The organism is Zavarzinella formosa DSM 19928 (assembly GCF_000255705.1).
GTDB classification, from domain to species: domain Bacteria; phylum Planctomycetota; class Planctomycetia; order Gemmatales; family Gemmataceae; genus Zavarzinella; species Zavarzinella formosa.
Window position 1 is genome coordinate 753,088 of the sequence record NZ_JH636442.1, and the last position, 11,632, is coordinate 764,719.

Here is an 11,632-nt window from a genome sequence, read left to right on the forward strand (position 1 = left end):
TCGCCTTGGTCAGCGTCCTTTCGGTCACGTTTCCACTTGCATCGCGGCCGACGGCGAACAGCCGGTCCTGCTCGGCTGACGAGCGATATGTCTCGATCACCCGTGCATTGATGTTTCTCGCATGGCATTGGTCGAGCCACTGCTGGCAGAGCGGTTTCAAGGCGGGATGAAGGTCGTCGAGCGAGCGGTCGGTCATGGTCGTTTCAACAGGGCTTTGACGTCGTCCTTGATGTCCCGCATGTCCGAGCGCAGCGGCCCGAGTTGGGATTCCAACTGCTCCTTGAGTTCCATCTTGCTGACGTAGTTTTTGGCGATGTCGAGTTGGGCGTCGGCCAGCGTCTGGTTGGTCCGGTCGATCCGTCCGTGGGCGGCGCCGACTTCGACGCCCTGCTTTTCAAATTTTTCGTCCAGTTGGGCGACCTGGCGGCTGAGCAGCCAGGAAATGAGCGTCCCGCCGATGAAAAACATGCCGGAAAGAAACCAGCGAACGGTGTCGGGGTCTATCTGCAAATCACCTCCGGCGGGCTTTCAATTTTTCCCAAGTTTATAACGGACACGCCGCTCGCGCAACGCAATTCCGGCGTCCGGCGCACATTGAAATCAAAATCCGGCCGGCATCGCACGGGCGCCGACGATTCACTTGACATCCGACGGGGCATCACGAGATCCGCTGCCACAGCCCGACGTTGCCCGATGCCGCGCTGCCGTAGGTCATCAGCGACTGCCACGTCCCGGTGAGCGTGTCGCCCGTGGCGGTGACGCCCGACGAGGCCCCGGCGAACACCAGGACGACCGGAGTGAGGCTCGAACCGGCCACGGTCCCCCCGGCCGACACGGTCCCGCTCGTGTGCGCGGCGAGGACCAGTGAATTGACACCAAGCGGCGTGACAACGATGTTGCTCTGAACGAACGCGGTGGTGGCCAATTTCGTCGAACTGTCAGATGCGGACTGCGTGGTCGCCGTCGTGCCGTTGGCCAGCGTCAGGGCCGTGGAGTTCACGAAGGCGGTGGTTGCCAGCCGGGTCGAACTGTTGCCCGCCGTCTGGGTCGCGGCGGTGGGGTTTCCGGTGAAGGCCGGGCTTGCGAGCGGGGCGCCGCCGAGGTTGGAAAGCGACGTCGGGGCGCTCGACACGTCCGAGAGGTTGTTCGCCGGGAGCAGGCCGGTTCCGCTGGCCGCGGTGAAGCCCTGAAGTTGCAGGCGGTTGCCGTTGGCGTCGTAGACGAACGTGTAAATCCCGTTGGCCACCACTGTGTTGGTGGTGAAGTCGGACCCGCTGGTGGTCTTGCACGCGATGTTGCCGTGGCCGTTCACGTTCATCACCGTCGCCCCGGTGCTGGAGTTTGCCACTTTGACGCGGATCGGCATGCCGTCCATGTCGGAGTCCAATGTGCCGGGGTCGGGCGACAGGGTCACGGTGATGGTGTTTGCCGAACCGCTCGTGTCCATCGAGTAATTTGGCGCGTCCTGCTGGATCGCGGCAAGAATGTTCGGGAGTTTTGTGCCGATGAACGGCGCGGTCGGGAGCGTCTTGATGTTGCCGCTGGTGACCGTGGACTGGCCGTTCGCCACCGTGACGGCGTACAGCCCCGTGAAGCCCGCGTCAGGGGCCGGAGTCGTCTGCGTGCCGGTGGTGGCCGCGACCCCCGTCTTGATCGAAACCGTGCAAACGCCCTTGCGGACGGTGTTCTGTGAAATCCCGGTGTTGTTCGGGCCGCTCCACGCCACGGACGGGTTGGAGGCGTTGTAGTAAGGCAGGACGGTCGAGCCGCCGTCAACGTCCTGATAGGCCGCCTGGATCAGGTACACCACGGACTGGCCGGTGGTCACCGGGGCGGGGGTGGAAAAGGTTTGCGTCGTCATCACGATTCCCTGCTTGACGATCAGGTCGGCCGTGTCGGCGGCGATGCTTCCGTAGGCGGTGGCGTCGACCGCCGCGAGGCTGTAAATCGAACCCGGACCCACCAGCACGTTGAGCGCCGCCGGACTGTTCGGTGTGCAGGCAAGCCCGTCAACCAGCGTTGCCGAACCCATGACGGCCAGCATGAGATAGCCAAGGCCGATCATGGCGTTCTTGTTCTGCTGAAGGAGGTCGGTGTCCTGGGGGATGGCCCCCGTGTATACGATTTGTCTGTCCAAAATAACCTCCTGATTAACTGATGATTTGAGTCCAAATGATGGTCGCGGCCGGCTTGACCGAGTCGATGGCCGCGTAAATGTCCGAGTCCGTGACAGCGCCCTGAATGAGGCTCGGGTTGGCGTACTCAAGCCGGCCCGGCGCTCCGTAGCCCCCGACCGTGCTTCCGTAGCCCCCGACGTTCGGTATGCCCTGGCCCACGGGACGGTACGCCGTCACGAACGCCTGATACGGACAGGCGAGCGAGCCGTACCCACCGGCGACCCCGTAACCGAGGATCGTCGTGCCATATCCGCCGGTGTCGGCCGGACGGGCGGGCTCAAACACTTTCGGCGCGCGTCCGGTGAGGAGTTGCAGGACGCGGATCAGCGCCCGGCGGGTTCCGCGTTCGAGCAGGAGTTGGGCGAGGATTCTCGCCCGGAAGGCGGGATCGGCCTCCAGCGGCTTGCGGGGCAGGTCCGCGCCGAAGAAATCGGCCGAGATCAGGTCGAGAAACCCGTCGGTCGCCGTCGAAACCCGCGTCTGAAGTTTCGCATAGGCGGCCGTGTCATAAATCTTGGAAAGAGCCCAGGCGACGCCGTTCAGGACGCCGTCGAGGACCGGCGTGTCCCCCTGAAACCAGCCGTTCGGCAGCGCCCCCTTGAGGCGGGAGACGATGTCGGATTGCGATCCGGCGGGCATCAGGCGACCGCAATCGTCCCGGCGACGATCTTGTGCCGGTCGTCGGCGGCGAGGTCGGAGGTGCCGCTGTTGAGGGTGATCGAAGTCGCGTTCGCCACGCCGGGCACGTCATAGGCGATGCCCGCAAGCTGGGTGTAAGGCAGGGAAACCCCGACGTGAAGCGAGTTGATGAAATCCGTCAGCGCCGTGGTGACTGCCGCCACGACCGTGGCGTGCGTGTGTCCGGCCGCCGTGGCGAGGACCATGCCGACGTTCGCCGTGGTGACGACGGGGGCGAACACGCCGAAGTTGATCGTGAGTCCGCGAACCGCGTCAATGGAGTTGGCGACGTTGGCGAGCAACGTGTCCGAAGGGTGGCCCGTGCCGTCATCCACCACAACATAAAAGTATCCGGGCTGGTAGGTTCCGTTGTAGGCATAATTCTGGGTGATGGTGTAATCCAACCCCTGCCGCGCGCTGGTGACCGCGTAGGCGACAGCGGCGCCCGTCGCCTTCGACAGGGAACCGAGGTACGCGACGAAGCGGATGCGGAAGGCGGGGTCGGATTCCGCATCGATGCCGTTGGTGAATGCGGCGGTATTCGTGACGGTATCGACGCCGGGGATCGGTTTGGTAATGACGGCGATCGTGCTGGCCTGCACGTTCCCGGACGAACCAGAAACAGTGTTCTCAACAGGCACGCTGACGCTGGCGGTGTTGGCCGGAATGACGTAACCGCCGAGGGTGGGATTGTAGGCGGAGTTTGTCGTGTCCAGAGTGACGGTGAAGTTTTGAGAGCCATCGGAAGTTTGCACAGTGGCGCCGACCGCTATCAGGGCCTGCTGTGTCGCCGTAAACCGTGCGAATGTGACCTGCCCCGTTGATGCAGATGCCTCAAGGCGCTCAAACCCGTAGTCGGCGCACCAACTGTCGAGGTCTGCCCCCTTGCTCGTGGCCGCGCGGGTCAGGGTGAGAACCTGAAGGATGATCGCCTGAAGCCACAGGCAGACCGAGGCGGTCGCCTCGGCAATGGCCCGCAATACGGAGCCGACGGTGAAGTCGGTCAGCGCCGAGGCGGACGACTGGACGGCGGCGGCGATGTTGCCGACGATCTCGGAGAATCGATATGTTTGCAGGGCCATGTCAGGGGGTCACATCAAAGCTGAGGGTTGCGGTTTGCGCCGATCCGGCCTCCACGTACTGAATCTGCGCGTCGATGCCGTTCGGGATGGGCGAGGTGAATATCTGCGGGGCGGGGTTCTGAACGACGCTTTGCTCAAGAAACATCTGCGAGCGGATGAGCGTGTCGAGCGCCGCCTCGTCGAGGGGCAGGCCGATTTTCCCCGGCAGGCCCGCGCCGTATCCGGGCTGCCAGATGTAATCTTTGGGATTGGTCAGCAGGCGGCGGAGGATGCGCTGGCGGCTTTCGAGCACGCCGTCGGCCACGAGCAGGTCGCCCGTCGCCCCGAGTTGCAAATCGCCGCTGAAATAATGTCCGATGTCCGGCATGGTTCTCCTAAAGGGGCTGGTTGGGGGCTGCGGTGTTTCCGCCGCCCGCCTGAATGCCGCCGTGGGTGTGCGTGTCGTAAACGGCGCGGATGTGGTTCATGCTGTTGTCGGTCCGGCCGTTGTCATAAATGTCGCCGCTGGCCGTGATCGTTCCGGTCACGTTCAGGTCGCCGGTCAGATCGAACTCCGACGCCGACGCCACCACTTTGCCGGTGACGCTCAGGTTCGCCTGGCCGCCCACGGTGGCGTTCAAATCGCCAGCCGTGTTCAGTTCGACCGTCCCGTCGTTGAGGAATTTGAGGAAGCTCCCCGACCGGTGAACCAGCCAGAATTCGCCGGAAGGGACGCTGAGCGGCCGGGCCTGATTGCCGAAGAACCGCAGCGAGACGTAGGCCGCGTTCTTGCCCCCCTCCTGAAAATGCACGTCCACCTCGTCGCCGGGCGTCGGCGGGCAGAACATGCCCCAGCCGTCGCCGACCATGGGCGAGCCGACCGGGATGAAGCCGGTTTCGTGGCCCTCCGGCTGGATGACGACCTTGGCGGCGTAATGATCCGGGTCGTAGGCGCTGACGATGCCGCGGCGGGGCGGGGATTTCTCGCCCGCCTGCCGGGCGGCCTCCCGCCGCATGATGTTCTGCATTCCCTGGCTCATCCGAGCGTCACCGTGCTTTGGGTGCTGTGATTCTTGGCCCGCAGTTCCATCCGGTAACCGCCCCCGACCGAGAGGGTCCGGGTGACGGTGTCGGGGTAATAGTTCTGGTCCCAGGCGGTGTTCGTGCCGACGAGTTGCACCATGGAGCGGGTCGTCAGCAGGTTGTCCCCCGGCAGGCTGGCGGTCAGCACCCGTTCGTGGCGGGTGATGTCCTCGGCCTTCGCCTTGGCGAGTTTCAATGCCTGGTCGCGGTCGAGATTTGGCACGGTGAAGCTGTACGTCTGGCTTTTCCCGCCGCTCCGCTGGCTCTTGAAGGCCTGGGTGACCTTGTAGGTCACGACAAAACTCCGCTGCTGCTTTTGGTTCCAGCTTTGCACCTTCACGATCACGTCGCGGGCGAGCGTCTGCGACCGGCTCAGTTTGATGTCGAGGGCGCTTGAGTTCAGGCCGTTTTCCGACGCCTGGCACACCAGCTTGTAGGGGACGGAAGCGGCGGCGGGCGACGGCTGGAAAAACAACCGGTTCCCGCTCACCCAGCAGTCAAAGCCCTCCCGCCCGGCGAGGTAGACGAGCAGGTCCCACTCGGTCTGCTCCTGCGTCAGGACGACGTTGTCGATCTCGTAGTAGCTCCCCGCCCTGGCGGACGTGGCTTCAACCACGGGTTCAAGGCCGTGACGCCGCGCGAGTTGCTCCGCGATCTGGCTGGAGGTCAGGTTGACGAACTTCTCCGCCGTCTTGGCGTCGATGAGGGGCGCGGACAGGTCGCGTCCCGAAAGGGTGAGCGTGCGGCTGATCGGGTCATATTGCGCGTCGTCCACCTGCCCGAGGATGAGTTGGACGGGCGCGGCGTCCGCAAATCCGACGGAAACCCCGATCAGGTCGCCGACGGACAGCGCCCAATAGGCCGGTCCGAACGCCGGTTGCAGGCCGGAGGCGGAGCAGACGACGCGGAAGGTGTCGGCGGTGAAGTGGCTTGCGTTGGTGACCTCGGCCTCGACCACCCCGGAAAGGGTGACGCCGTTGACCGTGACCGCGCAGCGGGGCTGCCGCGCGGCTCCGGCCGCCAGCCGGGGATTGTTCAGGTCAGGCGGGGACAAAGACGCCCCCGCCCGCGTTGGAGTTCGTTGACGGGATATTCAGCGTGTTGACGCCGGACAGGACCGGGTCGATCAGGCCGTTGGCTTGGGCGATGCGATTCCATTGGGTGGCGTCTCCGAGATATTGCAGGGCGAGGGTGAACAGATCGCCCCCGGCGACTGTTATCGTGCGCACAACTCAATTACCCTTGCTGGCGAGGCTTTCGCTATTATTGCTTGTAAAATCCGCTTGCGGGGGAGGCCATTCATAGCTATTTCACTATCCGGCACCTTAGATGTTAACCTTATGCGTGACGCCGTGCTGATTCGAAATACGTGTTCCGAAACGGCCTTCCTCGTAAACAGACTGCACATTGATATCATATATTTATATTATTTGTACAATTAATTATTAACATTGATTTGTCATCAACTCCCCTTGTTCGCGGTGTTGACGCCCATCCGTCCCAGCAGGGCGGATAGCTGGTAGAGATTGCCGAGTTGTCCGAAGGCGGACGCCGACGAGGAGACGGCCCCGGCCATTGCCGAAGGCGATCCCCCGGACGGGGCCGGCTGCGTGTTGATCGAGGAGTTGGTCGTGTCGATCACGCCCCGCGTGACGGATTGCGCCCCGGTGATTGATGTTTGAAGTGCGGCAAGCAAAGGCCCCTCGGCGACGGCCGCGCCCGCCGCCAGCGCGTTGGTGGTGTTTGGCACGCCCGCCTGGTAATTGCCGAAGGCCGTGGCGACGCCGCCGACCGCCGCGTTGATCGTGGAATCCCCGATCACGCCGCTCAGGCCCGTGGCTCCGACCAGGTCAGAGGCCAGTGACTCGACAAAACCGACGGCGGCCGAGGCGAGGGCCTGCGTCTCGTCGAGGACGACCGCGCAGGCGAGGGAATACGGAATTTCCAGCCCGCCGAACTGAAAATTGGCGGTGAACTCGCGGATGACCACCTGGTAGCGGTGCAGGCTGTAGGCGAGCAACACCTGCGCGCCCTGCCGTCGCATGTGATCCAGCAGCAAGGCCCGCTCCTCGGCGTCCGAGCCGCGAAACCTGCCCGACCATCGGATGTCGGCGTCGTCCGGCCCGAGGGCGTCGATGACCCGGCCTCCGCCCGGAAATTTGTGGACGGCCAGCATGTGCTCGCCGCCGGAGTTGATCGAGTCCGGGATTTCAAAATCGGCGAACACGACCCCGCCGAGGGTCAAAGTGACCGGCGTCACGGCACGCCCGGCCCGGCGAACGAGAGCCGGTTGTCGAAGCCGCCGCCGCTGCCGAGGTCGCGGTTCATGTCGTCGTACAGGTGGCCGCTCACGACATTGGCGATCTGGCGGCCGTCGAGCATGACCTTCGTGCTGACTTGAACGGGTTTTGAGTTGTTTTTGGGCGCGCCGACGGTGGAGAACCATTCGGACGGGGTGGTCGCCTTGTAAAGAAAATCACCAATGCCCGGAGCCTTCGAGTCGATGGCGTCGGCGATCTGCTTGTGGAACACGACGGGCGCGAGGGCGGCAAGGGCGACGCCCACCAGACCCAGCCCGCTCGCGATCCCGGCCAGCGGAATGCCGCCGAGCATTTGGAGGGGGGTCACGATGAGCGGCAGCCCGACCCCCATGAGCTTGAACGCCGCCCCGGCGACCAATAACCCGCCGCCGATGGCCGCCAGCCCCGACAACGCGGTGAGCGTCAGCATCAGCCCCTTGGTCAGGGTCGGATGCCGTTGGGCGAAACCGGCCAGCGAGTTCAAGGTCTCCGTCAGGCTGCGGAGGAAGGGAATGAGCACGGGAACCAGCGTGATGCCGAGCGAGGTCTTGAGGTTTTCCCACTGCGCGGACAGCGCCCGGTAGCCCATTTCAGGGTCGTGTTTCATCATTCGGGCGTAGGCCGAGGTCGAACCGGCCCCGCCGATGAGGTCGAAGTCCTTCATGATGCGCGGCCCCTGCGTGCCGAAAATGTTGGCGATGCGGCCCGCGTTGCGGTTGCTGAAAAGCTGGTCGATGACGGCGCCCTGGTCCGCCGGGCTGATGATGCCGTGCGCGCGAAGGGCGGGCAGGAGAACCTGCTGGACGTATTGAAAGGGGTTGGTCTTGAACAATTCCGACCCGGCGATGTTCGCGGGATTGACCATCGCGAGATCCTTGCCGATGTCCGCGCGCGAGGTGTCGGCCAGGCCGAGTTTTTGCCAGACGGCCAGCGAACGCTTGTCCATGCGGCCGCCGACGAGGGCGCGGTACATGCTGGTCAGCGACGTCCCGGCGCTCGGGCCGCCGAGTTCCTGGACAATGGTCGGCATGATGCCGTACATGAAGTCGTTGGAGAAGCTGGTCCCGCCGATCCCGGCGAATTTCTGGGCCATCAGCAGCATCTGGGGCGTGACTTTCCCGCCCGAGGCGATGACCGCCTTGGTGATGAGGTCGGCCTGCCGGCCGAATGTTTCGGGATTCATGGAGGCCCCTCGCAACTCCAGCATTTTGGCGGCGGTGAAGGCCACGTCCTTCGCCCCGACTCCCCCCGTGCCGTGAAGCACGTTGTCGAGCACGGCCTGGATCGTCTGCATCTGCGGCAGGAATTTGATCGCGTCGGCGGTGTCGCCGAAGACCATTCGGAGCTCGCGGACCGCCTTGATGTTTTCGGCGGCGGTGGTCGTCATCACTTTGCCGGTGGTCGCCCACGCGGCTCCGGTGGCCTGCGCGATCTCCAACTGGCTCATCCCGGCGGCTTTCGCCAGTTCAAGCTGGTGGACGTACTCGCCGGCGGGCTTGACCGCGCCCCGGATGGCCGCGAGGCCCATGAACCCGGCGCCGCCGATGATCGCCCCGGACAGGCCGAGCAGTTTGATTTCCTTCAGCGTGCCCTGGAGCTTTTTCGCCTCCTTGTCGACCTTGATGAAGTCGCGGGCGATGAAGGCCAGCGCTCCGCTGACCTGGTTCGTGAGAGCGAGCGTGACGCCGACCTTGTATGCCTCGAACATCTACTCCCCGATCTCCAAAAAGCGGTTGAACACCTGTTCCCCGGCCAGCCCCGCGACCAGCGAGGCCCCGAGAATTTCCCTGATTTGCGGCAGCTTCCTCGCCATCGCCCCGCCCAGGGTTGAACGGGGCGGGACATGGGCGGTCCCCAGTTCCTGATAAAGCAGGACGTCGGAATTCGACCCGGCCTGCGCCTCAAGGCCGTCGGCGGAAATCACCGTGCCGATGCTGTCGCGGGTTTCGCCGCTGCGGAGCAGCGGGTTGTCCTCCGAATACCCCTTGCGGACGCGGTCCGCCCTGGTCGGTTCGGCCAGTTCCGCCCACGCGACGAACGGGCCGATTTGTTCCTGGTAGGTCCCGAACTCCCGCTTCGCCTCTTTGGCGACAATCTCGATGGACTGGCTCAGCCCCTTGCGGATCGAAATCTCCTCCGCGACGGCGACCGCCGCGAGGTGTTCGACGAAAGAGGTGATGTTGCCGAAGGTTTTCACGGGCGTTTGTCCCAGGAGAAGGTGTTCCAGTTAAAAGTGTTGTCGTCGAACTCGCCGAAAATGATGCCGTAGGCGCTGACATCCTCGACGGGCAGGCTGAACGCGACGTCGAACGGCACCCCGTTTTTGACGAGCCAGAGGCGGTTTCTCAGTCCGGGGTGCCGTCCGCGTTTTTTATTCGGGCCTCAAGGTCCTTGTGGCCGGCGGCGAAGTGTTTGGAAATGCCCTCAAAGGCGGCGACAAAGCCCTCCTGCCCGGCCCGGTTAATCAACGCCTCGATCTGCGGGTGCGTGCGGGGGATGTCGATCTTCTCGCCGTCGATCTCCGCGATGTGGATGATGGGGTTGAGCATTCCCATGTACACCTGGTTGGTCGCCCGTTCGGCGCCCACGGTTTCGACGATGCGGAACTCCTCCAGGAACGGCAGCTTGCGGAGGCCGAGCTTCCGGCCCCGGCTGTCGGTGACGTAAACGAGTTCGTTTGCCGATTTGACAATGGTTTCCGAGGGGGTCTTTTCCGGGTGGACGGTTACTTTGGCCATGGGCTACGCCACCTTGATCTTGTGCGCGGCCTCGAAGGTCACGCTCTGTTCGACCTTCTTGTCGCCGCCCCAGTCGCCCGCCTTCTCCAGCCGCAGGACGACCCCGTCATAACGCCACTGGGTGACGGAGCCATCGGCCTCGGTGACGATCTCGTTGATGGTGCCGGGCTGGCTGTTGCGGCCCGCGTAATAGTCGGCCTCGACCTGCGCCCACCAGTTGTCGGTCTTCGGGTCGAGCCGGTCGAGCTTGAACGAGCCCTTCCAGCCGTCGGGGATGAAGCCGAAGCGGGGCGTGCCGTCGATGCCCTTGGACTTGATGTCCGTGGTCATCGGGTCGGCCGTGAAATCGGTCAGGCCGTTGAAGGCGAGGGTTCCGTAGCTGGTGACGACGACGAGGGAAACGTCCCGTCCGACGGAGAAACTGTAGGTGGGCATGGGCGGTACTCCTTAATTGCTAGACGGCGGGGGTGGGCGAGCCGTTGCGGAGCACCACGGACTGGCCCCCCTCAACGTTGACGAGGAAGAACTCGTTGATGGCGAGGTATCGCACCTTCACGTCGGCCTGCTGGTAGCCCAGCGCCGTGCGGCTTTGCGGGTTGTTGGTGGCGTCCAGGACCACTTTCCAGCCCTGGATCATGTTTTGCTGGAACATGTTCTGGAAAAAGCCGTCGAGCGTGGCCTGCGCCTGTCTCATCTCGGTCGGGCTGATGAGCCGGCCGATGTAAATGCCCATCCCGGCGTTCAGCGTCGAGGCGATGTAGTTGGTCATGCGGGTGTAGTTGTCCCCGTGGACCACCGCGTTGCTCGACGTGTTGTGCCCGAAGCGGGCGCCGAAGTATTTTCCGCCCGGAACCGGGTTGGTGATGACGTCGATCCCGGCCGCGCCAAGGGTTTGAAGCTCGGCGTTGCTGTACTGCTGGTTGACATAGCTTTTCTGGGTGCCGACGATGCCGAGCAGTTGCTTGTTGAGGCTGGACTGCTCCGGCGAGAGGTTCGCCAGCACGCCCGCGACGAAGCCCTGGGGCGAGACGAGCCGGACGACGTTGTTGACGTTGTCGTTGATGTAAACCCAGTCACCGAACAGGAGTTTGGCGGCGTAGTTGTCGATCCCGGCCGTGGCCTTGGCGGAAACGGCGTTGCTGATCGTGTCACCGGCGGGGCCGGTCATAATCATGTAGCTCCCCTCGGAGAGGCCGTAGGCCACCTGGCCGGTCCACTGGGTCGAATCGTCCGCGTCGGCGAGCATCACAATGGAAGCGCCCGTGCCGCGCAGCGCGTACATGCCCTTGCGGGGAATGGTGTCGAGGCCGACGAGGACGGCGGAGGTGATGGTCGCCGCCCCGTCCGTGCCGGAGGCGAACGAGTTGGCGCTCGCGGATTCCGCCGCCGTGCCGATGTTGTCGAACACCTCCGGCACCTGGCCCGGAAGGGCGATGGTGACCTTGGTGGAGGATGCCGCCGAACCGGCGGCGACGATGGCCTTCAGGGTGTTTCCGGTCGTGCCGGTGTATCTGGCGGTCAGGGTGAGCGTCACGGTGCTCGTGCTGGCGACGACGAGTTGGGAGGGGCCGCGCAAGCCGCTCTGGCCGCTGTTG

General features: G+C 64.2%; 15 protein-coding genes and 1 pseudogene. All 16 read right to left on the minus strand.

The window, feature by feature from the left end:
- A pseudogene (locus tag BGIM_RS65985) lies at positions 1 to 196 on the minus strand (hypothetical protein); the annotation flags it as partial.
- Positions 193 to 510 (minus strand): hypothetical protein, encoded by a 318-nt coding sequence (locus BGIM_RS0124450; protein WP_020472352.1) that lies wholly within the window; start codon positions 508 to 510, stop codon positions 193 to 195. The gene BGIM_RS0124450 and the pseudogene BGIM_RS65985, both read right to left, overlap by 4 nt.
- A gap of 148 nt (positions 511 to 658) precedes the next feature.
- Positions 659 to 2,137 (minus strand): hypothetical protein, encoded by a 1,479-nt coding sequence (locus BGIM_RS58200; protein WP_020472353.1) that lies wholly within the window; start codon positions 2,135 to 2,137, stop codon positions 659 to 661.
- A gap of 13 nt (positions 2,138 to 2,150) precedes the next feature.
- Positions 2,151 to 2,816, minus strand: coding sequence for a hypothetical protein (locus BGIM_RS0124460; protein WP_020472354.1), 666 nt, complete (start codon positions 2,814 to 2,816; stop codon positions 2,151 to 2,153).
- Entirely contained in the window at positions 2,816 to 3,937 is a 1,122-nt protein-coding gene (locus BGIM_RS0124465; RefSeq protein ID WP_020472355.1) for a baseplate J/gp47 family protein, read from the minus strand. Before BGIM_RS0124465 ends, BGIM_RS0124460 begins: the two co-directional genes overlap by 1 nt.
- A 1-nt stretch (position 3,938) precedes the next feature.
- Positions 3,939 to 4,304, minus strand: coding sequence for a hypothetical protein (locus tag BGIM_RS0124470; RefSeq protein WP_020472356.1), 366 nt, complete (start codon positions 4,302 to 4,304; stop codon positions 3,939 to 3,941).
- A 7-nt stretch (positions 4,305 to 4,311) separates the two neighbouring features.
- On the minus strand, positions 4,312 to 4,944 hold the full coding sequence (locus tag BGIM_RS58205) for a phage baseplate assembly protein V (RefSeq protein ID WP_162136286.1): 633 nt from the start codon (positions 4,942 to 4,944) through the stop codon (positions 4,312 to 4,314).
- 8 nt (positions 4,945 to 4,952) lie between these two features.
- Positions 4,953 to 6,053, minus strand: a complete 1,101-nt coding sequence (locus BGIM_RS0124480; RefSeq protein WP_020472358.1) for a phage late control D family protein — start codon at positions 6,051 to 6,053, stop codon at positions 4,953 to 4,955.
- Positions 6,040 to 6,228 carry a hypothetical protein gene (locus tag BGIM_RS0124485; RefSeq protein ID WP_029630418.1) on the minus strand — a complete coding sequence of 63 codons (189 nt, stop codon included), beginning with the start codon at positions 6,226 to 6,228 and terminating at the stop codon, positions 6,040 to 6,042. Before BGIM_RS0124485 ends, BGIM_RS0124480 begins: the two co-directional genes overlap by 14 nt.
- 233 nt (positions 6,229 to 6,461) lie before the next feature.
- Positions 6,462 to 7,259 (minus strand): hypothetical protein, encoded by a 798-nt coding sequence (locus BGIM_RS58210; RefSeq protein ID WP_052639985.1) that lies wholly within the window; start codon positions 7,257 to 7,259, stop codon positions 6,462 to 6,464.
- Positions 7,256 to 9,007 (minus strand): phage tail tape measure protein, encoded by a 1,752-nt coding sequence (locus tag BGIM_RS0124495; RefSeq protein WP_020472359.1) that lies wholly within the window; start codon positions 9,005 to 9,007, stop codon positions 7,256 to 7,258. Before BGIM_RS0124495 ends, BGIM_RS58210 begins: the two co-directional genes overlap by 4 nt.
- Positions 9,008 to 9,496: a hypothetical protein gene (locus BGIM_RS0124500; RefSeq protein WP_020472360.1), complete on the minus strand. Its 489-nt coding sequence runs from the start codon at positions 9,494 to 9,496 to the stop codon at positions 9,008 to 9,010.
- Positions 9,493 to 9,615, minus strand: coding sequence for a hypothetical protein (locus tag BGIM_RS67855; RefSeq protein WP_020472361.1), 123 nt, complete (start codon positions 9,613 to 9,615; stop codon positions 9,493 to 9,495). The genes BGIM_RS0124500 and BGIM_RS67855 overlap by 4 nt, the downstream gene beginning before the upstream one ends.
- 29 nt (positions 9,616 to 9,644) lie before the next feature.
- Entirely contained in the window at positions 9,645 to 10,037 is a 393-nt protein-coding gene (locus tag BGIM_RS52195) for a hypothetical protein (RefSeq protein ID WP_020472362.1), read from the minus strand.
- A gap of 3 nt (positions 10,038 to 10,040) precedes the next feature.
- Positions 10,041 to 10,472: a hypothetical protein gene (locus tag BGIM_RS0124515; RefSeq protein WP_020472363.1), complete on the minus strand. Its 432-nt coding sequence runs from the start codon at positions 10,470 to 10,472 to the stop codon at positions 10,041 to 10,043.
- 19 nt (positions 10,473 to 10,491) lie between these two features.
- A partial coding sequence (locus BGIM_RS58215) for a phage tail sheath protein (protein WP_202947299.1) occupies positions 10,492 to 11,632 on the minus strand: 1,141 nt, incomplete at its 5' end.